This is a genomic window from Mesorhizobium sp. B2-8-9 (genome assembly GCF_006439475.1).
Taxonomy (GTDB): Bacteria; Pseudomonadota; Alphaproteobacteria; order Rhizobiales; family Rhizobiaceae; genus Mesorhizobium.
In genome coordinates this window covers 1-22,276 of sequence record NZ_VFTQ01000042.1, presented here as the reverse complement: position 1 = coordinate 22,276, position 22,276 = coordinate 1, and the positions used below count along the sequence as shown (strand labels likewise).

Sequence of the window (22,276 nt, the reverse complement as noted above, 5' to 3'; positions counted from 1 at the left end):
TGCCGTCCACGCAAACCTACCCCCGCTTCAGCACCTTCCCCAGCTTGAAAAACTCCTTCCACGGATCGGCCTTCTTCAGCTGTGCCAGCGTGGAAGCATCCCCAAGCGGGAACGCATTCGGCGCCAGGCCCTTCTTTATCTCCGGCCAGGTCGCCGGCATCGATATCGTCGCGCCCTTCTTGGCGCGCGAGGAATAGGGCGCGACGGTGGTCGAGCCCCTGCCGTTGCGCAGATAGTCGACGAAGATCTTGCCGGTGCGCGCCTTCTTCGACAGCGTCGCCGTGTAGCGGTCGGGCGCGGCCTGCTCGAGCGCGCGGGCGAAATCATGCGCGAAATCCTTGACCTCGTCCCACTCCGCCGAGGGCTTCAGCGGCACCAGCACGTGATAGCCCTTGCCGCCTGAGGTCTTGACCAGGTTCGGCAGCGACAGCTCGTTGAGCTGCTCGTGGATGTCGAGCGCCGCCTCGCGCACGCGGCCGACATCGACGCCTTCATCGGGATCGAGATCGAAGATGATCTGGTCCGGCTTTTCCAGCTTATCGATCGTCGAGCCCCAGATGTGCACCTCGACCACGCCGTACTGGACAAGCGCGGCCAGCCCGTCGAAATCCTTGATGAACAGTATCTCCTCGCCATCGGTCGGATCCTTCATCCTGGCGATCTTGTCGCTCATGCCGGGCGAGGCGTGTTTCTGGAAGAAGCGCTGGCCGTGGATGCCGTCCGGCGCCCGCACCAGGCTCAGCGGCCGGTTGACGACGAATTCTGCCATGCGCGGCCAGACCAGAGCGTAGTGATCGAGCAGGTCCCGCTTGGAAACCTTTTCGTCGGGCCATAGCAGCTTGTCGGGATGCGAGAGCTTGATCGAGGTCTTCGCCGTTCCGGCCGAGGGTTTCGGCGCGGTCTTTGCACCCGGCTTCGCCCCGGTTTCGGCCTTCTTCGGCTGTTCCTGCACGACTTCCTCCGCCGGCTTGTCCTCGCGCAACCCCTGGAACGAGGCGTGCCGGATTATACGGTCGGAAGTCCAGCTGCGGAACTCCACCTCGCCGACAAGTTCCGGCTTGACGAAGGTGAGGCCCTTGCCCTTGGGCACGGCGGCCGAGAACGGCGAGGCCGCCGCCTTGAGGCCGTCGAGCTTCTTCTTTAAATCGGTCATCACCTTGCCGGAAAAGCCGGTGCCGACACGGCCGGCATAGTGCAGCTTGCCGCCTTCGTTGAAGCCGACCAGCAGCGAGCGCAGGCCGCGCCCGGTCTTGTCCGAGGGCAGATAGCCGCCGATGACGAATTCCTGGCGCAGCGTGCATTTGGATTTGATCCAGGAGAGCCCCCGCCCACTGCGGTAGGGCGCGTCGGCGCGTTTCGACACCACGCCTTCCAGGCCCATGCGGCAGACATGCTGCAGCATGACCTTGCCCGGCTCGTGGAAATGGTCGCTGAAGCGCAGCGCCGAATGTTCGGGCTGCTGGCCCAGCAGCTCTGCCAGTGCCTGCTTGCGTTCGACCAAAGGCTCGCGGCGCAGGTCCCTGCCGTCGAGCCGCATCAGATCGAAGACATAGTAGACGAAGCGGTCGGCGCGGCGGGCCGACAGGTCCGCCTGCAGCAACGGGAAGGACGACACGCCGCTGTCGGCCAAAACCACGATCTCGCCGTCGATGATGGCGTCGCGGCATTTCAGCCTGGCAAGCGCAGCGGTGACAGGACCATCGAATTTGTCCGTCCAGTCGAGACCGGCGCGAGTGAGCAGCCGGACCTCGCTGCCGGCGATCTGCGCCTGCATGCGGTAGCCGTCGAATTTGACTTCATGCAGCCAGTCCTCGCCGGCGGGCGCATCCTTTTCCAGCGTCGCCAGCTGCGGCTCGATGAATTCGAGACGCTTGCCAGGCCCGGCCTTGGTCTTGGCGGCAGCCGGCCTGTTGGATTGCCAGACTTTCGGTGTCTGCCCCCTGGCGGTCTTGCCTTCGCCCACCTCCTCGATGGTCAGGCCCGACTTCACCGATTTCGGTTCCTCCTCGAGAACATCCTCGCCGGGCCGGGCGGCGGCATCGTCGGATTTGATCAGCAGCCAGTTGTCGCGCTTCTCGCCCGGGCGGGGCCGCAGCCTGACCAGATGCCAGCGGCCGTTGAGCTTGTGGCCCTCGAGCTCGAAGTCGATATGGCCCTTCTTCATGCCCTTGGCCGGATCGCCATCCGGCGTCCACTTGCCTTCGTCCCAGACGATCACCGAGCCGCCGCCATATTGGCCCTTCGGAATTGTGCCTTCGAAGGACGCGTAGTCGATCGGGTGATCCTCGACATGCACGGCCAGCCGCTTCTCATGCGGATCGAGGCTCGGGCCGCGCGTCACCGCCCAGCTCCACAAGACGCCGTCATGCTCAAGCCGGAAATCATAATGGAGCCGCGTGGCCGCATGCTTCTGGACGACAAAGATGCCGCCGCCTTGCTTTTGCCTGCCGACCTTGCCGGCCGGCTCGGCGGTCTTCTTGAAGTCGCGCTTGGCGTGATACTGCTCGAGGCCGGCCATGCCGCCATCCTCCTATGCGGATTTGCGTTTTGGCGCGGGCTTGCTCTTGCTTTTCCCGGCCGCCGCTTTCGATGTGGCCTTGCCGGCTTTGCCGCCGCCTTCCGCGTTCAGGCTCTTCTTCAACGCATCGAACAGGTTGACCACATTGGACGGCTTTGGCTGCGCCTTGGCCTGGGGCGCCTTCTTGCCCGCCTTTTTGGCGCGGATCAGCTCAAGCAGCGCCTCCTCGTAGCGGTCGTCGAATTTCGACGGGTCGAACTTCGTCTTCTTGCCGTCGATGATGTGCTGGGCCAGGTCGATCATCTCCTTGTCGGTCTTCGCCGCCGCGATGTCCTCGAACACCGTCGCCGGCCGGCGCACCGTGTCGTCGTAGCGCAAGGTGGTCAGCACCATGCCCTTGCCGAGCGGCTCGATCGCCACCGGCCGCTCGCGCCGATAAAGCACGATGCGCGCAAGCCCCGCCATCTTCCTGGCCGCCATCGCGTCGCGGATGACGGCGAAGGCTTCTTGCGACACCTCGTCCGCCGGGGAAACATAGTAGGGCGTGTCGAGGTAGATCTGCTCGATCGAGGATTTCTCGACGAAGCCGTCGAGGCTCATCGTGTGTGAGGATTCGATCTGCACCGCCTCGATCTCGTCCTCCTCGATATGGACGAAGTCGCCGTCGCTCACCTCATAGCCCTTGACCTCGTCGCCCTCCTCAAGCGGCTTGCCGGTGCCCGCATCGACATAGATGCGCTTGACGGTGTTGCCGGTCTTGCGGTTGAGGATGCGGAAAGAGACCTTCTCGGCATGGGTCACGACGTTGGTGAGCTCGATGGCGCATGTGACCAGCGACAGTTTGAGATAGCCCTTCCAAGCCGGGCGTGGTGCCATTGCGAACTCCTGCGCGATGCGGTTTCAATCGCAACGGACAGGGGTTCGCTTGGGTTCCGGGAGGGCTGGCCACGCAGCCTGCTATTCGGCGGCCTGCAGATTGACCTTGCTTTCCGCGATCTCGGTGAGCTTGCGGTCCGTCGCCTCTTCTTCCTTGAGGTTCTTGGCCAGCACGTTGGCGCAGTCGCTGCGGCCGAGCTGCTTGGCCCAGGCGATCAGCGTGCCGTAGCGCGTTATCTCATAGTGCTCGACGGCCTGGGCGGAGGCGATCAGCGCAGCGTCGAGGACCTCCTTGTCGTCGACATCGCCGCTGACTTCGTCAGCCTCCGCGAGGATGCCGTCGATGGCCGGGCAATTGACGGTCTTGGCCTTGACGCCGTGCAGCTCGAACACCTGCTCGACCCGCTCGATGTGACCCTTGGTCTGCGCGAGATGCTTCTCGAAGCCGCCCTTCAATTGCGGATCGGTCGCCTTGTCGATCATCTTCGGCAGCGATTTCTCGATCTGCTTCTCGGCATAATAGATGTCGCGCAGCGTGTGGATGAAGAGGTCGTCCAGCGTCTTGATGTCTTTCGAAAAGAAGCCCATGGCGGTTGCCTTTCCATGTTTCGCATTGTCGGGAAGTTGCGCGGCAGAGGGCCGCCAACACGGCCGGTTCGCCCCCGGCCTTGAGGGGTCAACGTCGTGTTCCGGGACAGGTTCCTGCCCGACCAGGCGCACGAAAGGAAATTCCCTGTCACCGGCCGGACGTGAAACAGATGCGCGCGCAAGCGACATCGGAACGAAACATATGTGATGCAAAAGTCACACGGAGCGGAATCGCGACGAAAGGCGCCGAAAGACCCCGAATCAGCCGCAATCCCGCCACGAAGCAACGTGTTTCGGACCAGAAATTAACATCACGTTCACCGACTATTCACGCCTCGACGCTATGCTCTCGAACAATTCGGACGGGACATCCGAAAGCGGGACAGGGACCAGTAAAATGAACTTCTGGAATCACATCGCCGGCTATGCAGCAGCCATTCGCGAATTCGTCGCACCGACCTATCGGCCGGAGCGCTACTACATGCGCGGCCCAGGGCCGGCCTGCGCGCGCCGCGGCAACTCGCTGGGCGTCGGCGTGAACTGATCATGACCCGCGAACGAGCCCACCATGGCCGCATCTGCCGGCCGGCCGCCGACCAGCGCGCCACCACCTATCGCGCCGAGCGGTTGACGCTCGCCGGCAACTGGCGTGCGACAACGCCGCGACTTTGACGCCGCCGCCGGCTGCCTTAGTGTCTCCCCTAGCTTAGTGTCCCCTTGGTACAGCGTAAGGGGGTCACAAGCAGCCGGGGCCGCCATGACCGACCTGCCCGAACGTCCCATCTTGCCGCACCGGGCCTATGACGCCCGCCAGCCGCTGATCGTGTTCGACGGCGTCTGCGTGTTCTGCTCGGGCTTCGTTCAGCTCATCCTCAAGCTTGACCGGAAAAGACGTTTCCGCTTCGCCACCGCGCAGTCGCCGCTCGGCGAGGCGCTGTTTCGCGAGCACGGCCTGCCGACCGACGACTACGACAGCAACCTCGCCATCATCGACGGCGCGGCCTTCACCAAGCTCGACAGTTTCGTCGCCGTCATGGACGCGCTCGGCTGGCCATGGCGCTCCGCGAAGGCGCTGCTCATCCTGCCGCGGCCGCTGCGCGACTGGCTCTATGACCGCGTCGCCAAGAACCGCTACGCGCTATTCGGCCGGAAAGACAGTTGCGAGATACCCTCGGCCGAGTTGCGGGAGCGATTGATCGGCTGACGGCGGTTACGGCAGGCTTGGGGGCAAGGCATGAAGCTTCTCATCGTCGGCGGCTACGGCACCTTCGGCGGACGCATCGTCCGATTGCTGGAGAACGAGCCACGCCTCGAGCTCATCATCGCCGGCCGGTCGCTCGCCAGGGCCGAGGCTTACTGCAGAGGACGGGACGCGACCGAGGCCAGGCTTGTGCCGACGGCATTCGACCGCGACGGCGACCTTGCCGCGCAACTCGCCAGCATGCTGCCCGACATCGTGGTCGACGCCAGCGGTCCGTTCCAGGCCTATGGCGAGGGGCGCCACCGGCTGGTCCAAGCCTGTATCGGTGCGCGCATCCACTATCTCGACCTTGCCGACGGTTCGGACTTCGTCGCCGGGGTATCAGCCTTCGACGCGGCGGCTAAGGCGGCCGGCGTGATGGTGCTCTCCGGCGTGTCGAGCTTTCCTGTGCTGACGGCGGCGGTCGTGCGGCGCCTTTCGGCCGGCATGGTGCGTGTCGACGGCATCCGCGGCGGCATTGCGCCATCGCCCTTCGCCGGCGTCGGCGAGAACGTCATCCGCGCCATTGCAAGCTATGCCGGCCGGCCGGTGCAGATGCTGCGGGGCGGCAGACCGGCCGAAGGTTATCCGCTCACCGAGCAGATGCGCTATACGATCGCGCCGCCCGGGCGCGTGCCGTTGAGAAACACGCTGTTCTCGCTGGTCGACGTGCCGGATTTGCGCGCGCTGCAGGCGTTGTGGCCGGAAACGAAGATGATCTGGATGGGCGCCGGCCCGGTGCCCGAGCTGCTGCACCGGGCGCTGATCGGCCTGGCTTGGCTGGTCCGCGCTGGCCTGGTGCGGTCGCTGTCGCCGCTGGCGCCGCTGATGCATTGGGCGACCAACCGGCTGTCATGGGGCGAGCATCGCGGCGGTATGTTCGTGGAGGTCGACGGCGCAGATGCAGAGGGCAGACCAAACAAGCGGTCCTGGCACCTGTTGGCCGAGGGCGATGACGGGCCGCTGATCCCGTCCATGGCGGTCGCGGCGATCGTCCGCAAGGCGCTCGACGGCCGCATGCCCCCACCAGGCGCGCGGGCGGCCGTGCGCGACGTCGAGCTGGAGGACTATGAAACGCCGTTCGCCGGCAAGACGATTTACACCGGCTTCAGGGACGACACCGGCAAAGGGAAGGCGCTTTATCCCGATCTGCTCGGCGATGCGTGGGAAAGCCTTCCGGCTGAAATCCGCGCCATGCATGAGGGAGCGGCAATGGCGAATGGACGCGCCAGCATCGAACGCGGCGGCGGCATTCTTAGCCGGCTTGCCGCCCGCATGGCCGGCTTCCCACCTGGCGCGGCCGATGTCCCCGTCAAGGTGCGTTTCGCTGCCGACGGGCACGGTGAGACCTGGACGCGGACTTTCGCAACGTACGGTTTTTCGAGCTGGCAGTTTGCCGGGCGTCGCCGATCGGAGCGGCTGCTTTGCGAGCGCTTCGGCCCGCTCACCTTCGCCATGGCGTTGGTGGCGGGCAAGAACCGCCTGTCGCTCGTGCTGCGCCGCTGGAGCTTTCTCGGCCTGCCGCTGCCGATGTGGCTTTGTCCGCGCTCGACCGCGTACGAAACCGTCGAGGACGGCCGCTTCCGCTTCCATGTCGAGATATCGCACCCGGTCGCCGGGCTGATCGTGCGCTATCGCGGCTGGCTCGAGCCGTCGCACGGTTCAAGCACGGTGGGTTCGCCGGCCGTCTCGCCCAATTCGCGGCAGCCGGCGGCCGTGCACAGCGTCCAACCCTTCCCGGTGGCGCCGGACGCCGCGAGCACCAGGCGCGGCTGGGGTCCGATCCGTGGCGCATAGACCCACCAGCCGCTGCGCAGCACAGAGCCCTCCGGCGGCTCCATGCCGGCGCCGGAGCCCTTGACCCGCGCCTCAACGGCCTGCAGCCCGGCCGGCAACACTTTCCAATCCTCCTGCCAGCGCGTCCGTTCCACCGAATGCGTCCAGGAAAGCGTGAAGGCGGCGACGGCAAGCGTCACCGTCTTGCCTGCGGCGAGGATGCACAGGCTCATGCGGTCCCGGCCGTGGACAGCCGGCGGGCGCGCCACCAGTGCCAGCCGATCCAGACAAACCCCAGCGCCCAGCCGGTCTCGTCGGTGAGCGGCAATGCGGCCACCAGCAGCAGGCCGGCGCAGAACGCGACGAGACGCTCCCACCAGGCCATGCGGCGGGCGAGGAAGCCGACGGCGGCGGCGCCCCAGAGCACGATGCCCATGCAGGCTTTGATGAGGATATAGCCGACCTCGACGGGGTAGCCGAACGACGCCGCGATGGGACCGGCGTCCTGCAGCATCAGCGCCGGCGTGTAGACGGCCATGAACGGCACGACGAAGCCGGCAATGGCGAGCTTGGTCGCCTGGATGCCGATCTTGAGGCCGCTTTCCTTGGCCATGGGTGCGGCGGCAAAGGCGGCGAGCGCCACCGGCGGGGTCAGGTCGGCCATGATGCCGAAATAGAAGACGAACATGTGGCTGACCACCAGCGGCACGCCGAGCGAAAGCAGCGCCGGGCCGGCAAGCGAGGAGGTGATGATGTAATTCGGGATGGTCGGAATGCCCATGCCGAGAACCAGGCAGGTGAGCATGGTCAACACCAGCGACAGGAACAGATTGTTCTCGCCGATGGAGATGATCCAACCGATGAAGGTGGAAGCGATGCCGGTGAGCGTCAGCGTGCCGATGACGATGCCGACGATGGCGCAGGCGATGCCGACGGGCAGGGCGTTCTTCGCCCCTTCGGCAAGCGAATCGACGCAAATGCGCAGCGTCTCGCGCCCGCCCTTGAAGGCGAGGCAGGCAATGACGAGCGCTGCGATGACGAGGCTCAGCACATTGACGCCGAAGCGCATGAAGGATGCCGCCGCAAGACCGAGCGCCAGCCAGAAAACGAGGCGAAAGGCGAACGGCCCGATCAACGCCGCCAGCGGCGTGCCGAGGATAAGCACGATGGTCAGCGCAAGGCCCATCGTGCCGGCGAAGATCGGCGTGTAGCCGGCAAACAGCAGATAGACCAGCACCGCGAGCGGCAGCACGAGCGGCCAGTGCTTCCTGACCGCTTCCCAGGGATTGGGCAACTCCGCCTTGGCCATGCCGTGCAGGCCGGCCTTGCCGGCTTCCAGATGCACCTGCCAGAAGCAGGCGCCGAAATAGAGTAGCGCCGGGATGATCGCCGCCTTGACCACCTCGGCGTATGGGATGTTCAGCGTCTCGGCCATGATGAAGGCGACGGCTCCCATCACCGGCGGCATGATCTGGCCGCCCATCGATGAGGTCGCCTCGACCGCGCCGGCGAAGGCGGAGCGGAAGCCGAAGCGCTTCATCAGCGGGATGGTGAACTGGCCGCTGGCGACGACATTGGCGACGCCCGAACCGGAGATGGTGCCCATCAACGCCGAGGACAGCACGCAGACCTGGGCCGGGCCGCCGCGCCACGAACCGACGAGACCGAGCGCGAAATCGTTGAACAGCGCGATCATGCCGGCCCGTTCGAGGAAGGCGGCAAAGACGACGAAGATGAAGATATAGGCCGCCGAAACATAGACCGGCGTGCCGTATATGCCTTCGGTGCCATAGGCGAAGGTGTCGACAAGCTGCGCGAAATCATAGCCGCGATGGATGAAGGGCGGCGGCAAATGATTGCCGACGAAGCAATAGGCGAGGAAGATGAAGGCGATGACCGCCAGCGGCAGGCCCATCAGCCGCCGCGCCGCCTCGAAGACCAGCACCACCAGCAGTGCGCCGACGATCAGGTCCGGCGTGGTGAGGAAGCCGGAGCGGCGGATGAGGTCGGCATAGAAGACCCAATTGTAGAGGCCGGTGGCGAATCCCAGCACGCCAAGCACCCAGAAGCCCACCTTCGCCGCGGCGCTCCTGGCGCGCAGATTGGCGATCAGGCCGAAACCGAGCAGCAGCAGGAAGCCGACATGCATGGCCCGCACCACCTGGCTGGGCAGGCTGCCATAGGCGGCGATGTAGATTTGGAAGACCGAAAAAGCGACCGCAATCAGGAAGGCCGCCTTGCCGGCGAGGCCTTCGCCAAAACCGGGCGGCAGACCTTCGACTTGTTCCTCGGCGACGGGAAGATGGAACGTGGGCGGGTTGCCGTCGCTTGTTGTTGCGGGCTTGGCTTCGCTCATCCGACGGGCTCCAAGACGAACGAATGCGAGGCACCCCCCTCTGCCCTGCCGGGCATCTCCCCCGCAAGGGGGGAGATTGGCTGTCGTCGCGGCTTTCGCAAATCGCCAACGGCGTAGATGAAATGCCGGCGCCCAAGCTGCTGATCTCCCCCCTTGAGGGGGAGATGGCCGGCAGGCCAGAGGGGGGTGCTTGGCGAAGACATCTCAGCTAGTCGCACCACTCTTTCTACTTCAGCAGCCCTTTTTCCCTGTAATATTTCTCCGCGCCGGGATGCAGCGCCACGGGCATGCCGTCCAGCGCCTTGGCCGGATCGATCGCCTTGGCGGCGGCATGGGCGGCTACCAACTGGTCGAGATGCTCGAACAGCAGCTTGGTCATCTGGTAGGCGGTCTCGTCGGAGACGTCGGCCCGGGTAATCAGGAAATTGCCGACCGCGGCGGTCGCGACATCCTGCGTCTGGCCTTCATAGGTGCCTTTCGGGATAACCACGGAAAGATAGGGCGCGCCGATCTTGGCGACGTCCTCGGCCGGCACAGCGACGACGTTGATGGGAATCGAGGTGGCGAGATCGCGGATGGAAGCGACGCCGAGGCCGGCCGACTGCAAGGTGGCGTCGAGCTGGCGGTTCTTGATCAGCTCGACCGACTCGGCGAAGGGCAGGTATTCGACCCGTCCGAGATCCTCGTATTTGAGACCGGCGGCGGCGAAGATGGCGCGCGCGTTGAGCTCGGTGCCGGAGGCAGGCGCGCCGACCGACAGGCTCTTGCCCTTGAGGTCGGCGAGCGTCTTGATGCCGGAGTCCTGGCTGGCGACGATCTGGATGTAATTGGGATAGATCGCGGCAATGCCGCGCAACTTGTCGAGCTTGCCCGGGAAGCCGGCCTCCGTGTTGCCTTCGGCAGCCATCTTGACCGAATCGCCGAGCGCAAAGGCGATCTCGCCCTTGCCCTGCTGCAGCAGGTTGAGGTTCTCGACCGACGCTTTGGTCGCCTGAACCTGCGTGCGGGCGCCTTCGATGCCCTTGCCGTAAATCTCCGACAGGGCGACCCCGAGCGGATAGTAGACACCAGACGTGCCGCCGGTGAGCACATTGATGAATTCCTGCGCCCCGGCCGACACGGCGCCAAGGCCGAGCGCCAAGGCCAGCGCGCCGGCGGCAACAAGCTTGGTCCTGAAATTGAACATCGCGATTTCCTCCCTGAAATGCCGGCCCGCAATCCGCTCCTCCTGGCGAGCCCGCGACGAGTTTAGACGGCGCAAGGCAAATGCCAACCCGCAATTGCGTGCGTTAGACCAATGGTTGAGTAGCGGCAAAAGGAGCCGATCGACCGGCACATCAGCGGCGCGGCAAAAAAAGATTCTCGCGGCGCCTGTCGAAATCGGCCGAGGCCGCACGACATAGGCCGGCACGCGACGATGCGGCCCTCAAGAAACGGGAGAAGACCATGCGATACATGCTTTTGATCTACAATGACGAAGCCGCGATGGCGAATGCTCCGAAGGAGCAGACCCAGCAGGTGCTCGCAGCCTATGGCGCCTATACCGAGGCGCTGAAGAAATCCGGCGCGTACATCGCCGGCGAGCGGCTGCGCCCGACGCAGGCGGCTACCGCGGTGCGGATGGCGGACGGCAAGACCAACGTGCTCGACGGCCCCTATGCCGACACCAAGGAGCAGCTGGCAGGTTTCTACATGATCGAGGCAGCCGACATCGACACGGCCATCGAATGGGCTGCGCGCTGCCCCGCGTCCAGCACCGGCACGGTCGAGTTGCGGCCGATCTGGGAAATGGCAGAGTACGTCGCCGCCGCGGAGTGACCCCGCGATGGATGATCGCTCGGAGATCGCGCGGGCGGCGGCCGAGGCGGCCGCCCGGCGCAGCTACGGCAAGCTGGTCGCCTGGCTCGCGGCGCGCACGCGCGACGTCGCTGGCGCCGAGGACGCGCTGGCCGATGCCTTCGCCGCCGCGCTCGAACGCTGGCCGCGAACCGGCGTGCCGGCGCAGCCCGAAGCCTGGCTGCTCGCCGTGGCGCGGCGGCGCGACGTGGACGCCGTGCGGCGTCGTCTGACCGGCGAGGCGGCGCGCGATCATCTGAAGCTGATCGCCGAGGAGATGGAGGAGCGCGTGCGGGGCGAAGATCTGCCCGACGATCGACTGCGGCTGATGTTCGCCTGCGCCCATCCGGCGATCGAGGCCAGCGTGCGCGCGCCGCTGATCCTGCAGACGATCCTCGGTTTCGACGCCGCGACGATCGCCTCGGCCTTCCTGGTTTCGCCGGCAACGATGGGCCAGCGGCTGGTGCGGGCCAAAGCGCGCATCCGCGAGACCGGGATTCCGTTTCGTGTGCCGGAGCAGGCGGAGCTCGGCGAGCGGCTGGGCGCGGTGCTGGAAGCGATCTACGCCACCTTCGCCGAAGGCTGGTCGGATCCGACCGGCACCGACAGCCGGCGGCGCAATCTCGCCGCCGAAGGGATTTGGCTCGGCCGGCTGGTCGCCTCGCTGATGCCGGACGAGCCCGAGGCGCTCGGCCTGCTGGCGCTGATGCTGTTCGCCGAGGCGCGCCGCTCGGCGAGACGCGGCCCGGAGGGGGATTTCGTGCCTTTAGCCGAGCAGGACATCGCGCTCTGGGACGACAGCCTGATCGACGAGGCGGAAGCCTTGCTGGTGCGCGCCGCGCAAAGGGGGATCATCGGCCGCTACCAGCTGGAGGCCGCCGTGCAGTCCGCCCATACGGCACGCCGGCGCGGCAGCGGCACCGACTGGGCGGCGATCCGCCAGCTGTATGACGCGCTGCAGGCCGTGGCCGGCTCGCCCGTGGTGGCGATCAACCGGGCGGTGGCGATCGCCGAAACCGAGGGCGCTACGGCCGGCCTAGCGGCGCTTTACGTGCTGGGCGACGACAAGCGGCTGCAGGACTACCAGCCCTATTGGGCCGCCCGCGCCGGGTTGTTGGCGAGACTCGGCAATATCAAGCAGGCGGCAGAATCCTACGACCGGGCGATCGGCCTTGAGCGCGACGCCGCGCTGCGGCGTTTCCTGCAGGGCGAGAAGGCGAAGCTCGTCAGGAATTAGGGCAATGCCAGGGAGATTGGCTGCAGCCTCCCGACCTCGTCATTCTAGGGCGGAGCAAGGAGCGAAGCGACGCGCGCAGACCCTAGAATCCATGCCGTTACCTTGGCCGAAGGATGCAAACGGCGCAGAATTCTGCATCGTTGCGGCGCGTCGAAGTCACGGAATGGATCCTCGGGTCTGCGCGCGTCGCTTCGCTCCTTGCTTCGCCCGTGGATGACGATGCCGGACCGTTTCGGCCAATCTCCAAGGCGTGCGATCTGCCAGCGCAACCGCTGCGCACTTGCCTGGAATTGCCCTAGGCCCACATGTCGTGCGATGCGTTCAGCTTGCGCATCAGCTCATTCTCGCGCAGCCTCGCCCACAGGCGTTCGATGTTCGGCCAGGCGCCGCGCGCCTTCTGGACCTCGGGATGCCAGGCCACCAGCATGACGAGGTAGATGTCCGCCAGCGACAGCGTCTTGCCGGCCAGCCAGTCGCGGCCGGCCAAAGCCTGATCGAGAATGGCAAAGCCGCGATCCATCTCGGCGACCGCCGCCTGCTTAACCGGCTGCAGGCCGTCGCCATCGGCGGTGTAGCGATGGGCATAATAGAGCCGCAGCACCGCCGGGTAGAGCACCGACGACATGAAAGTCAGCCAGCGCAGGAAATCGGCGCGGGCGGGCGAGCCCGCTTGCGGCGCGAGACACGCTTCAGGGTGGCGTTCGGCAAGCAGGATGCAGATTGCCGCCGATTCGGTCAACGAATGACCGTCCGGCAGCATCAGCACGGGCACCTGGTTCAAAGGGCTGATGGCGAGGAAGGCCGGATCCGGCGGATCCTTCTTGGGCACGTCGATCTGCTCGAAGGGCGCGCCGGCCATGGCAAGCGCCGCCTCGACGACGAAGCCGCCGCTGTTTGGGCGCGTATAGAGCTTGTACATGAAAATCCTCCCATCGGCCGATTGGGCCGGCGGCGATATGAGCCGGAAGCGGCGCCTGCCTCAAGCCGCCGACGAATGCCACCGGTGCCTTTTCAGCGGTCCAGTCCGTTCAGGCCCCCAGCCCGTCGAACAGGATGGTCGAGAGATAGCGCTCGGCGAAGGAGGGGATGACGACGACGAGGGTCTTGCCCTTGTTCTCCGGCCGAGAGCCGACGACGATTGCCGCCTGGAGTGCCGCGCCCGACGAGATGCCGACCGGAACGCCTTCGAGCCGGGCGACGAGACGCGCATTGGCGACCGAATCCTCGTTCGAGACCCTGACGACCTCGTCATAGATCGAGGTGTCGAGGATTTTGGGCGCAAAGCCTGCGCCGATGCCCTGGATCTTGTGTGGGCCGGGCTGGCCTCCCGACAGAACCGGCGAGGCTTCCGGCTCGACCGCCACGACGTGCAGCGAAGGCTTGCGCTTCTTCAGCACCTGGCCGACGCCGGTGATAGTGCCGCCTGTGCCGATGCCGGCGACGAAGATGTCGACTTCGCCATTGGTGTCGTTCCAGATTTCCTCGGCCGTGGTGCGGCGGTGGATTTCGGGGTTGGCCGGATTTTCGAACTGCTGCGGGATGATGGCGTTGGGCAGCGTCGCGGCGAGCTCGTCGGCCTTGGCGATGGCGCCCTTCATGCCTTTCGGGCCCTCGGTCAGCACCAGCTCGGCTCCGAGCAGCGCCAGCATCTTGCGGCGCTCGACCGACATCGTCTCCGGCATGGTGAGGATCAGCTTGTAGCCCTTGGCGGCGGCGGCGAAGGCGAGCGCGATGCCGGTGTTGCCGGAAGTCGGCTCGATCAGCGTGGTCTTGCCGGGCGAAATCTTGCCGGCCTCCTCCAGCGCCTCGATCATGGCGACGCCGATGCGGTCCTTGACGGAGGCGATCGGGTTGAAGAATTCGAGCTTGGCCAGAAGGTTGGCGACGATGCCCTTTTCCTTCGCGAACTTGTCCAGCCTGACCAGCGGCGTGTCGCCAATCGTCTCCGTGATCGAGTTGAAGACGCGGCCGCGGCCGGGCACGCGCGCGGAGGTGACGGGCTTGTTCATTGGTTTCGCTCCCAAGGCAATGGCACAGGCAGACAGAATAAGGCTTTCAGCCGCGCAAGATAGGCTGAGGCTGGAAAATATCCGAGTGGGGCGGTTGCTCAAAAGCGCCCGCGGCCGGAAATGCATTTTCCGCCAAGCCGGGTTTCAGGAATAGTTTGGCCGAATCCGGGATCGGTTGAGATTGGAACCTATTGACGCGCCGCTATGGCGGCAGCCGCGCCCATCATGAAGCCGGCGGCGGTGCGGTTCAGCACCTTCAGCGCGCGCGGCGATTTCAGGAACCAGCGCGCCTTGGCTGCGAGCGCCAGATAAGGCACCAGCACCACGAACAGAACCGCCACGGTGAGCATCGCAAGAATCGCGTAGTCGGCGAGCGTGATCGTCTTCAGGTCGACGATGGTCGGCGTGATGGCGAGATAGAAGATCATCGTCTTGGGATTGCCGAGCGTCACCGTCAGCCCGGCGATGAAGCTCGACACCAGCCCGCCTTTGGCCTTCCGCGCCTCGACGGTCTCGGGCGTGATGCCGCTGGTCCAGAAGCGCCAGGCGAGGAAGGCGAGATAGGCGACGCCGGCCCATTTGATGGCGAGGAAGACCATGCCGAAGGTCTGCGCGACGAAGGCGAGCCCGAGCACGACGGCGGTGAGATAGGTGAGGTCGCCGAGCATCAGGCCGAACGACATGGCGAGCGAGGACCGGAAGCCGGAGCCGAGCGCGCGGGCGACAAGCGCCGTGACGCCGGGGCCTGGAATGGCGGCGGCGACGCCGAGCGCGGCGCTGTAGGCAAGGAATCCGGTGAGTGTCATGGTTCTGGCCTAGCGTATGTGGGGCTGGGTTTTTATCAATTCCCTCGCACTGGAATTCGTTACGCCAGCGCGACTGGCACGGGCATTTGGCCGGTCGCCCGGCGGGCGCCTTGGAGATTGGCTGGAGCGTCCCAACCTCGTCATCCACGGGCGGAGCAAGGAGCGAAGCGACGCGCGCAGACCCGAGGATCCATTCCGTGACCTCCGAGCGCCACAACTGTGCAGAATTCTGCGCCGCTGCACTCTTTGATCAGGGTCACGGAATGGATTCCAGGGTCTCCGCGACGCCGCTTCGCGGCTGCTCCGCCCTGGAATGACGAGGTTGGGGGAGCTACCCACCATACGTAATACGCCAGATCGTCCCGTTGCCGTCCTCGGTCAGGATCAGCGCGCCGTCGCTGGCCACGGCGACGCCGACCGGCCGGCCCCAGACCGCGTCGTCGGATATGACGAAGCCGGTGGCGAAGTCCTCGTATTCGCCGGTCGGCTTGCCGTCCTTGAACCTCAGCCGCACCACCTTGTAGCCGGTGCGGACATTGCGGTTCCACGAGCCGTGCAGCGTGACGAAGGCGTCGCCCTTAAAATCGGCCGGGAAGTTGGCGCCATCATAGAAGGCGATGTTGAGCGGCGCCGAATGCGCCTGTATCAGCACGTCCGGAACCGTGACCTTGCCGGCGAGATCGGGGCGGGCGCCCTCGTGGCGCGGGTCCTCATTGTCGCCGATATAATACCAGGGCCAGCCATAGAAGGCGCCTTCCTTCACCGCGGTGGCATATTCGAAGGGGGTGTTGTCGCCAAGCTCGTCGCGCTCGTTGACGACGCACCAGAGCGCGCCCGTCGCCGGCTGCATGGTCATGCCGGAACAGTTGCGCAGGCCGGTGGCGACGGTTCTGCGGTTGTTGCCGTCGGGGTCGAAGGCCAGCACATCGGCGCGGCCCTGTTCCGGACCCCAGGCCTCGCCCAGCGGCTGCGATTTCGTCCACGCCTCGACACCGCCCTTCGGCTTCGCGCCCATGTCCTCGGCGATGTTGGAGCCGGAGCCGACCGACAGATAGAGCGTCTTGCCGTCGGGCGAGAAGGCGATGTCGCGCGTCCAGTGGTGGCTGGCGGGGACTTTGGCGACGATGGTTTCCGGCTTGCCCGACGCTTCGAGGTCACCCTCGCGATAGGGGAAGCGGACGACGCTGTTGCTGTTGGCGACATAGACCCATTGCGGCTTGTCGCCCGGCGGGTAGAAGGCGATGCCGTAGGGCCGGGTCAGGCCCTTGGCGAAGATCGACTCCTGTGCAGGCTTGGCGCTGCCTTCCGCCAGGCGATAGACGCGCACCTGGTTCGCCCGGCTGTCGGCAACGAAGAGGTCGCCGTTCGGCGCCACCCGCACGACGCGAGGACTGTCGATGCCGGATGCGATCAGTTCGGCGGAAAAGCCAGGCGGAAGCTTTGGCTTCGCATCCTCGGGGCGCTCGGTGACGCCGCCGCCGTTCGAAGCGGACTCCGTCATGTCGGGTTTCGGCAAATCCTCAGGTTTCAGCAGCCGGCGCACGCCCGGACGGTCGGCTTTCCAGTCGCCGAAAGCTTTTTCGCCGCTGAGCAAGGGCTGACCGGCCTGCTGCGCAAAGGCAGCCGTGGCAAAAACCAGCGCGAGGCCCGCAAGGCCGGCGATCCGCATCATGCTGTCCTCCGTCTCTGCCTATGTCCTGCCCTCGGGTGCCTCAGTCGATAAGGCCCCGGAGACAGAACATATTGGGCTAACGATCGAAAAGAGAAGCTCGCGCACGTGACTTGCCGGCCTCAGGCCTCTTCGGCATCCAGGTCGTCGTCGAGGCGCTTTTCCAACTCGACGAGATCAGCCGGCAGGGGCAGGCCCATGGCGCGCATCTCCCTCAATTTCTCGCGCAGCTGCTCCTGGATCTCGTGCTCGTCCTCGGGCTGGTTCACCATTTCCTCGAGCAGCAGGCTGATCTGGGCCTTGAGCGATTCCAGCGCCATGTTCTTCTCCTTTGCACCCTCAGCTGTGTCGAGGTTCAGGTCAGGCCGGCCTCACCTGAATATCGATACACCTAACGAAGCATGCGGGAAATCAGTTGTGCAGTGTAATCGACCATCGGCACGATGCGGGCGTAGTTCAGGCGGGTCGGCCCGATGACGCCAAGCGCGCCGACGACGCGGGCGTCCTTGTCGCGATAGGGGGCGACGACCAGCGAGGAGCCGGACAGCGAAAACAGCTTGTTCTCCGAGCCGATGAAGATGCGCACGCCCGGCCCCTCTTCGGCGAGATCGAGCAGCTGCAGCAGTCCGTCCTGGGTTTCCAAATCCTCGAACAGATGGCGAAGCAATTCGATGTCCGCTTGGGCGGTGACGTTTTCCAGGAGATTGGCGCGGCCGCGCACGATAAGGCGCGCCGGCAGGCCGCTTTCGGCGCCGGCCCAGACCGCGAGGCCTTTCTCGACCAGATCCTGCGACAGCGTGTCGAGGGCCGCCCTGGTCTCGTCCTTGATGCGGGCGATTTCCGCCCGCGCCTCGGCCAGCGTCCGGCCACGGATATGCGCATTGAGGAAATTGGACGCTTCGTGCAGCTGCGACACGGTGGTGCCGGCCGGCAGGTCGACGACGCGGTTCTCGACATCACCGTTCTGCGACACCAGCACGGCGAGCGCCTTTGCGGGCTCGAGCTGGATGAATTCGATGTGCTTCAGCGCCACCTCGTGCTTGGAGGCGAGCACGAGGCCGGCGCCGCGCGACATGCCCGACAGCATCTGGCTGGCCTCGGTCAGCATATGCTCCAGCGTCGCGCCCGAGCCGGAGGCGCGCACCTGCGCCTCGATGGTGCGGCGCTCGTCGTCGGAAAGGTCGCCCAGCTCCATGAAGGCGTCGACGAAAAAGCGCAGGCCGGTCTGGGTCGGCAGCCGCCCGGCGGAAACATGCGGCGCGTAGATCAGCCCCAGATGCTCGAGGTCGCTCATCACGTTGCGGATGGTGGCGGGCGACAGCGAGGAGGGCAGGATGCGCGACAGGCTGCGCGAGCCAACCGGCTCGCCGTCGCGCAGATAGGAATCGACAATCCGCCGGAAGATATCGCGCGAGCGCATGTCGAGTGACTGAAGTACCGGCGACTGCGACGTCGGATCGACTGGTTTGTTCATTCCGGCGAGAAACCTCCTTCCGAAAGATATAGACTTAAGCTACGGCGGCGCAACCCGGTGCCGCGCTCGCGGTCACACGGTGCCGCGTTTGCAGTCGCGCGGCCCGTTTTCCTGCGCGGCGTCCTTTTCCTTTGCGACTTGCCCCGCATGCGTCTACAAGCCGGCCACGATTCCGGAAACGACAAGAAAGAAGGCCGAATGCGCCCCTCCAAACGCCAAGCCGACGAAATGCGCGCCATCTCCTTCGAGCGCGGCGTCTCCAAGCACGCCGAAGGCTCGTGCCTGGTGAAGTTCGGCGACACGCATGTCCTGTGCACGGCCAGCCTGGAGGAAAAGGTGCCGGCCTGGATGCGCAATTCCGGCAAGGGCTGGGTGACGGCCGAATACGGCATGCTGCCGCGCTCGACCGGCGAGCGCATGCGGCGCGAAGCCTCCGCCGGCAAGCAGGGCGGCCGCACGCTGGAGATCCAGCGGCTGATCGGCCGCTCGCTGCGTGCCGTGGTCGACCTGCAGGCGCTGGGCGAGCAGCAGATCACCGTCGACTGCGACGTCATCCAGGCCGATGGCGGCACCCGCACGGCCTCGATCACCGGCGGCTGGGTGGCGCTCTACGATTGCCTGCGCTGGATGGAAGCGCGCCAGATGGTGAGCGTCGCCAAGGTGCTGAAGGACCATGTCGCGGCAATTTCCTGCGGCATCCATGACGGCCAGCCGGTCATCGATCTTGATTACCTGGAGGATTCCTCGGCCGGCACCGACGCCAATTTCGTCATGACCGGCAAGGGCGGCATCGTCGAGATCCAGGGCACGGCCGAGGGCGAGCCTTTCTCCGAGGAGCAGTTCGCGGCGCTGATGGGCTTGGCGAAGAAGGGCATTTCGCGGCTGGTGAGCCTGCAGCAGATGGCGGTGGCGTAGGTTTCCGAATGCCGAGCCTAGGCCCCCCTCTCTGGCCTGCCGGCCATCTCCCCCTCAAGGGGGGAGATTGGGTGTCACGACGGCTTTCGCCAATCGCCAGCGTTGCAAGAATGGCGCCTTCGCCGAAGCTGCCAATCTTCCCCTTTGAGGGGGAGATGCCCGGCAGGGCAGAGAGGGGGGCCTCGTGATACCCTCCGCAATCCTCGAATCCGCCCTCTACGTCACAGACCTACACGCCGCCGAAGCCTTCTACCGCAACGTCATCGGCCTCGAAGCCTTGGGCAAGGTCGAAGGGCGCCACGTTTTCTTCCGCTGCGGCGACGGCGTATTGCTTCTCTTCAACGCCGAGGCAACGAAAATCCCGCCGGCGCCGGACGCTCGGCTGAAGGTGCCGCCGCATGGCACGGCCGGCGAAGGGCACCTCTGCTTTGCGGCAACCGCCGATGAAATCGCCGCATGGCGCAGGCATCTCGCCGCCAACAACATCGCCATCGAAAGCGATTTCGAATGGCCGCAGGGCGGGCACTCGATCTATATCCGCGACCCGTCCGGCAATTCGATCGAGTTCGCCGAGCCAAGGATCTGGGGTTTCTGATGCACTCGCAACCTTTTCATTCCCTTGGGGAAAAAAAGATCGTCGTCGCCAGCCACAATGAAGGCAAGCTGCGCGAATTCGCCGACCTGATGGCGCCGTTCGGATTCGAGGCGAAATCGGCCAAGGAATACGGCCTGCCCGAACCGGACGAGACCGGCACCACCTTCGAGGAGAACGCCTATATCAAGGCGTATGCCGCCGCCAAGGCGACCGGCCTGCCGGCGCTGTCGGACGATTCCGGGCTCTGCGTCGACGCGCTCGACGGCGCGCCCGGTGTCTATACCGCCAACTGGGCCGAGACGCCGGACGGCAGCAGGGATTTCGGCATGGCCATGCAGCGCACCGAGGTGGCGCTGCAGGAGGTTGGCGCTACGGAGCCCGCGCAGCGCACCGGCCGCTTCGTCGCCGTAATCTGCCTGGCATTTCCCGACGGCGAGGCCGAATATTATCGCGGCGAGGCCGAAGGCACGCTGGTGTGGCCGCCGCGCGGCACGCTCGGCTTCGGCTACGATCCGGTGTTCCTGCCCAACGGTTTCGACAAGACTTTTGGCGAGATGAGCGCGCAAGAAAAGCATGGCTGGAGGCCCGGCCAGGCGACGGCGCTTTCGCACCGCGCCCGCGCCTTTCAGAAATTCGCCGAAGTGCGATTGAATTTGGCCAGATTGGATTTGGCGCGATCAGGACCCGCATGAGCGCAGTGCCCCTACCGCTCGACCGCAGCCCCGGCTTCGGCGTTTATATCCACTGGCCGTTCTGCGCAGCCAAGTGCCCTTACTGCGACTTCAACAGCCATGTCCGCCACCAGCCGGTCGACCAGGAGCGTTTTGCCCGCGCCTTCGAGACGGAGCTCGCAACCATGCGGGCCCGCACCGGGCCACGCGAGGTGACCAGCATCTTTCTCGGCGGCGGCACGCCGTCGCTGATGAAGCCGGAAACGGTGGCCGCCGTCCTGGAGGCCGTGGCAAGGAACTGGACGGTGCCGGCCGGCATCGAGGTGACGCTGGAAGCCAACCCGTCCTCGGTCGAAGCCGAGCGTTTCCGCGGCTACCGCGCCGCCGGCGTCAACCGCGTCTCGCTCGGCGTGCAGGCGCTCAACGACAAGGATCTGCGCTTCCTCGGCCGGCTGCACAATGTCGAGGAGGCGCTGCACGCCATTGGCCTCGCGCGCGACATTTTCCCCCGCCTCTCCTTCGACCTGATCTATGCGCGACCCGGCCAGACGCCGGAGGCGTGGGGGGCGGAGCTGGAGCAGGCGATCGGCTATGCCGTCGACCACCTGTCGCTCTATCAGTTGACCATCGAGGAGGGCACGCCCTTCCACGCGCTTTACGCGGCACGCAAATTCACGCTGCCCGACAATGATCATGCCGCCGACCTCTACGCGCTGACGCAGGAGGCAACGGCGGCGCATGGCCTGCCCGCTTATGAGATTTCCAACCACGCGCGGCCGGGCGCGGAAAGCCGGCACAATCTGACCTATTGGCGCTACGGCGAATATGTCGGCGTCGGTCCGGGCGCCCATGGTCGCTTCGTCGAGAACGGCCGCCGCACGGTGACCATCGCGGAAAGAATGCCGGAGACCTGGGCCAATCTGGTCGAGGCCAAAGGCCACGGCGTTACCGGCGGCGAGATCCTGACGCGTTCCGAAGAGGCGGACGAGTTCCTGCTGATGGGACTGCGGCTGGCCGAAGGCATCGACCTGCAGCGCTACGAGGCGCTCTCGGGTCGCGGCCTTTCAAGCGCGCGGCTCTCGGTGCTGCAGGAAGAAGGCCTGGTGGCGCCTGTCGGCAACGCAAGGCTCCGCGCCACGACGGCGGGGATGATCGTGCTGGATGCGGTGGTGGCGGATTTGGCCAGGTAACCCTTTGAAGAACGTCCTCTTCGTCTGCAGCCAGAACCGGCTGCGCAGCCCAACCGCCGAGCAGGTGTTTTCCAAGCGCCGAGACATCGAGGTCGAATCGGCAGGCACCAATCACGATGCCGACAATCCGCTGACGCATGAGCTGGTCGCCTGGGCCGACATCATTTTCGTCATGGAAAAGGCGCACCGCGCCAAGCTGCAGAAGAAGTTCCGGTCGAGCCTGAAGGGCGCCAGGGTCATCTGCCTGGGCATCCCGGACGACTACGACTTCATGGACCCGGAGCTGGTGCGGCTGTTGGAGGCGAGGGTCGGCAGATACCTTTGAAAGAGGCGAATGCCTCTCGCGTTCGTCATTCTCGGGCATGACCCGAGAATCCATGCCGTGACCTGTGCAAAAGGCGCGGCGGTGCAGAATTCTGCACCGCGGGCGGAGCTTCGCTGTGACGGCATGGCAACTGTGTTCACGCGAATGCGGTTTTGTCGCGAATGATAGCGTTGAGGACGACCAGGAGCTTCCTTG

Annotated in this window: 22 protein-coding genes and 1 pseudogene; 11 read left to right on the top strand and 12 right to left on the bottom strand. The window is 65.6% G+C overall.

Annotation, left to right across the window (positions count from 1 at the left end):
- Positions 1-16: 16 nt before the first annotated feature.
- The 3 genes from ligD to FJ423_RS30735 all read right to left on the bottom strand — a co-directional run bounded on the left by ligD (position 17) and on the right by FJ423_RS30735 (position 3,982).
- Positions 17-2,518: a DNA ligase D gene (gene ligD, locus FJ423_RS30745; protein WP_140847098.1), complete on the bottom strand. Its 2,502-nt coding sequence runs from the start codon at positions 2,516-2,518 to the stop codon at positions 17-19.
- 12 nt (positions 2,519-2,530) lie between these two features.
- Positions 2,531-3,394, bottom strand: a complete 864-nt coding sequence (locus FJ423_RS30740) for a Ku protein (RefSeq protein ID WP_140847095.1) — start codon at positions 3,392-3,394, stop codon at positions 2,531-2,533.
- 81 nt (positions 3,395-3,475) lie between these two features.
- The gene (locus tag FJ423_RS30735) at positions 3,476-3,982 is read right to left on the bottom strand and encodes a ferritin-like domain-containing protein (protein WP_095770182.1); all 507 of its coding nucleotides are present in this window, start codon (positions 3,980-3,982) and stop codon (positions 3,476-3,478) included.
- Positions 3,983-4,379: 397 nt separating this feature from the next.
- On the opposite strand from FJ423_RS30735, the gene FJ423_RS30730 reads away from it, so the two are divergent.
- The 4 genes and pseudogenes from FJ423_RS30730 to FJ423_RS30720 form a co-directional block, all read left to right on the top strand.
- Positions 4,380-4,526, top strand: a complete 147-nt coding sequence (locus FJ423_RS30730) for a hypothetical protein (RefSeq protein ID WP_095770181.1) — start codon at positions 4,380-4,382, stop codon at positions 4,524-4,526.
- 2 nt (positions 4,527-4,528) lie between these two features.
- On the top strand, positions 4,529-4,654 hold the full coding sequence (locus FJ423_RS34690) for a hypothetical protein (RefSeq protein WP_263481806.1): 126 nt from the start codon (positions 4,529-4,531) through the stop codon (positions 4,652-4,654).
- Positions 4,655-4,739: 85 nt separating this feature from the next.
- Positions 4,740-5,186 carry a thiol-disulfide oxidoreductase DCC family protein gene (locus FJ423_RS30725; RefSeq protein ID WP_140847092.1) on the top strand — a complete coding sequence of 149 codons (447 nt, stop codon included), beginning with the start codon at positions 4,740-4,742 and terminating at the stop codon, positions 5,184-5,186.
- 30 nt (positions 5,187-5,216) lie between these two features.
- A pseudogene (locus FJ423_RS30720) lies at positions 5,217-6,809 on the top strand (DUF4166 domain-containing protein); the annotation flags it as partial.
- A gap of 44 nt (positions 6,810-6,853) precedes the next feature.
- Here the strand turns inward: FJ423_RS30720 and FJ423_RS30715 are convergent.
- From FJ423_RS30715 to FJ423_RS30700, 3 genes are all read right to left on the bottom strand, one after another.
- Positions 6,854-7,231 carry a DUF1850 domain-containing protein gene (locus FJ423_RS30715; protein ID WP_140847090.1) on the bottom strand — a complete coding sequence of 126 codons (378 nt, stop codon included), beginning with the start codon at positions 7,229-7,231 and terminating at the stop codon, positions 6,854-6,856.
- Positions 7,228-9,354, bottom strand: a complete 2,127-nt coding sequence (locus FJ423_RS30710) for a TRAP transporter permease (RefSeq protein ID WP_140847087.1) — start codon at positions 9,352-9,354, stop codon at positions 7,228-7,230. Before FJ423_RS30710 ends, FJ423_RS30715 begins: the two co-directional genes overlap by 4 nt.
- A 226-nt stretch (positions 9,355-9,580) precedes the next feature.
- The gene (locus FJ423_RS30700) at positions 9,581-10,540 is read right to left on the bottom strand and encodes a TAXI family TRAP transporter solute-binding subunit (protein WP_140847082.1); all 960 of its coding nucleotides are present in this window, start codon (positions 10,538-10,540) and stop codon (positions 9,581-9,583) included.
- A gap of 260 nt (positions 10,541-10,800) precedes the next feature.
- Between FJ423_RS30700 and FJ423_RS30695 the strand changes: the two genes are divergently transcribed.
- Together FJ423_RS30695 and FJ423_RS30690 are read left to right on the top strand one after the other, a co-directional pair.
- Complete coding sequence (locus FJ423_RS30695) at positions 10,801-11,172, top strand: YciI family protein (RefSeq protein WP_140847080.1); 372 nt, start codon at positions 10,801-10,803, stop codon at positions 11,170-11,172.
- A 7-nt stretch (positions 11,173-11,179) separates the two neighbouring features.
- Positions 11,180-12,427: an RNA polymerase sigma factor gene (locus FJ423_RS30690; protein ID WP_140847079.1), complete on the top strand. Its 1,248-nt coding sequence runs from the start codon at positions 11,180-11,182 to the stop codon at positions 12,425-12,427.
- A 295-nt stretch (positions 12,428-12,722) separates the two neighbouring features.
- On the opposite strand, the gene FJ423_RS30685 is transcribed toward FJ423_RS30690, so the two are convergent.
- The 6 genes from FJ423_RS30685 to hrcA form a co-directional block, all read right to left on the bottom strand.
- Positions 12,723-13,346, bottom strand: a complete 624-nt coding sequence (locus tag FJ423_RS30685) for a glutathione S-transferase family protein (RefSeq protein ID WP_140847077.1) — start codon at positions 13,344-13,346, stop codon at positions 12,723-12,725.
- Between the two features lie 109 nt (positions 13,347-13,455).
- Entirely contained in the window at positions 13,456-14,436 is a 981-nt protein-coding gene (gene cysK / locus FJ423_RS30680; protein WP_140847075.1) for a cysteine synthase A, read from the bottom strand.
- A 188-nt stretch (positions 14,437-14,624) separates the two neighbouring features.
- On the bottom strand, positions 14,625-15,242 hold the full coding sequence (locus FJ423_RS30675) for a LysE family translocator (protein ID WP_140645935.1): 618 nt from the start codon (positions 15,240-15,242) through the stop codon (positions 14,625-14,627).
- A 331-nt stretch (positions 15,243-15,573) separates the two neighbouring features.
- Positions 15,574-16,914, bottom strand: a complete 1,341-nt coding sequence (locus FJ423_RS30670; RefSeq protein ID WP_140847073.1) for a sorbosone dehydrogenase family protein — start codon at positions 16,912-16,914, stop codon at positions 15,574-15,576.
- Positions 16,915-17,033: 119 nt separating this feature from the next.
- Positions 17,034-17,231, bottom strand: a complete 198-nt coding sequence (locus FJ423_RS30665; protein WP_095767926.1) for a hypothetical protein — start codon at positions 17,229-17,231, stop codon at positions 17,034-17,036.
- A 71-nt stretch (positions 17,232-17,302) separates the two neighbouring features.
- Positions 17,303-18,385 carry a heat-inducible transcriptional repressor HrcA gene (gene hrcA / locus FJ423_RS30660; RefSeq protein ID WP_095767927.1) on the bottom strand — a complete coding sequence of 361 codons (1,083 nt, stop codon included), beginning with the start codon at positions 18,383-18,385 and terminating at the stop codon, positions 17,303-17,305.
- 198 nt (positions 18,386-18,583) lie between these two features.
- On the opposite strand from hrcA, the gene rph reads away from it, so the two are divergent.
- The 5 genes from rph (at position 18,584) to FJ423_RS30630 (ending at position 22,081) form a co-directional block, all read left to right on the top strand.
- Positions 18,584-19,300, top strand: coding sequence for a ribonuclease PH (gene rph, locus FJ423_RS30655; protein ID WP_027169620.1), 717 nt, complete (start codon positions 18,584-18,586; stop codon positions 19,298-19,300).
- A gap of 184 nt (positions 19,301-19,484) precedes the next feature.
- On the top strand, positions 19,485-19,895 hold the full coding sequence (locus tag FJ423_RS30645) for a VOC family protein (protein WP_140847070.1): 411 nt from the start codon (positions 19,485-19,487) through the stop codon (positions 19,893-19,895).
- Positions 19,895-20,587: an RdgB/HAM1 family non-canonical purine NTP pyrophosphatase gene (rdgB, locus tag FJ423_RS30640; protein ID WP_140847068.1), complete on the top strand. Its 693-nt coding sequence runs from the start codon at positions 19,895-19,897 to the stop codon at positions 20,585-20,587. The genes FJ423_RS30645 and rdgB overlap by 1 nt, the downstream gene beginning before the upstream one ends.
- Positions 20,584-21,756: a radical SAM family heme chaperone HemW gene (gene hemW, locus FJ423_RS30635; RefSeq protein WP_181174957.1), complete on the top strand. Its 1,173-nt coding sequence runs from the start codon at positions 20,584-20,586 to the stop codon at positions 21,754-21,756. Before rdgB ends, hemW begins: the two co-directional genes overlap by 4 nt.
- A gap of 4 nt (positions 21,757-21,760) precedes the next feature.
- Entirely contained in the window at positions 21,761-22,081 is a 321-nt protein-coding gene (locus FJ423_RS30630) for a low molecular weight protein tyrosine phosphatase family protein (RefSeq protein ID WP_140847066.1), read from the top strand.
- Positions 22,082-22,276 lie beyond the last annotated feature (195 nt).

What these genes read in the sequence shown, in the direction of transcription:
- FJ423_RS34690 (WP_263481806.1), top strand. Translation starts at nt 4,529, where the DNA reads ATGACCCGCGAACGAGCCCACCATGGCCGCATCTGCCGGCCGGCCGCC.
- rdgB (WP_140847068.1), top strand. Translation starts at nt 19,895, where the DNA reads ATGCACTCGCAACCTTTTCATTCCCTTGGGGAAAAAAAGATCGTCGTC.
- hemW (WP_181174957.1), top strand. Translation starts at nt 20,584, where the DNA reads ATGAGCGCAGTGCCCCTACCGCTCGACCGCAGCCCCGGCTTCGGCGTT.
- FJ423_RS30740 (WP_140847095.1), bottom strand. Translation starts at nt 3,394, where the DNA reads ATGGCACCACGCCCGGCTTGGAAGGGCTATCTCAAACTGTCGCTGGTC.
- FJ423_RS30715 (WP_140847090.1), bottom strand. Translation starts at nt 7,231, where the DNA reads ATGAGCCTGTGCATCCTCGCCGCAGGCAAGACGGTGACGCTTGCCGTC.
- FJ423_RS30685 (WP_140847077.1), bottom strand. Translation starts at nt 13,346, where the DNA reads ATGTACAAGCTCTATACGCGCCCAAACAGCGGCGGCTTCGTCGTCGAG.
- FJ423_RS30665 (WP_095767926.1), bottom strand. Translation starts at nt 17,231, where the DNA reads ATGGCGCTGGAATCGCTCAAGGCCCAGATCAGCCTGCTGCTCGAGGAA.
- FJ423_RS30675 (WP_140645935.1), bottom strand. Translation starts at nt 15,242, where the DNA reads ATGACACTCACCGGATTCCTTGCCTACAGCGCCGCGCTCGGCGTCGCC.
- ligD (WP_140847098.1), bottom strand. Translation starts at nt 2,518, where the DNA reads ATGGCCGGCCTCGAGCAGTATCACGCCAAGCGCGACTTCAAGAAGACC.
- FJ423_RS30690 (WP_140847079.1), top strand. Translation starts at nt 11,180, where the DNA reads ATGGATGATCGCTCGGAGATCGCGCGGGCGGCGGCCGAGGCGGCCGCC.
- FJ423_RS30735 (WP_095770182.1), bottom strand. Translation starts at nt 3,982, where the DNA reads ATGGGCTTCTTTTCGAAAGACATCAAGACGCTGGACGACCTCTTCATC.
- hrcA (WP_095767927.1), bottom strand. Translation starts at nt 18,385, where the DNA reads ATGAACAAACCAGTCGATCCGACGTCGCAGTCGCCGGTACTTCAGTCA.
- FJ423_RS30670 (WP_140847073.1), bottom strand. Translation starts at nt 16,914, where the DNA reads ATGATGCGGATCGCCGGCCTTGCGGGCCTCGCGCTGGTTTTTGCCACG.
- cysK (WP_140847075.1), bottom strand. Translation starts at nt 14,436, where the DNA reads ATGAACAAGCCCGTCACCTCCGCGCGCGTGCCCGGCCGCGGCCGCGTC.
- rph (WP_027169620.1), top strand. Translation starts at nt 18,584, where the DNA reads ATGCGCCCCTCCAAACGCCAAGCCGACGAAATGCGCGCCATCTCCTTC.
- FJ423_RS30695 (WP_140847080.1), top strand. Translation starts at nt 10,801, where the DNA reads ATGCGATACATGCTTTTGATCTACAATGACGAAGCCGCGATGGCGAAT.
- FJ423_RS30700 (WP_140847082.1), bottom strand. Translation starts at nt 10,540, where the DNA reads ATGTTCAATTTCAGGACCAAGCTTGTTGCCGCCGGCGCGCTGGCCTTG.
- FJ423_RS30710 (WP_140847087.1), bottom strand. Translation starts at nt 9,354, where the DNA reads ATGAGCGAAGCCAAGCCCGCAACAACAAGCGACGGCAACCCGCCCACG.
- FJ423_RS30725 (WP_140847092.1), top strand. Translation starts at nt 4,740, where the DNA reads ATGACCGACCTGCCCGAACGTCCCATCTTGCCGCACCGGGCCTATGAC.
- FJ423_RS30730 (WP_095770181.1), top strand. Translation starts at nt 4,380, where the DNA reads ATGAACTTCTGGAATCACATCGCCGGCTATGCAGCAGCCATTCGCGAA.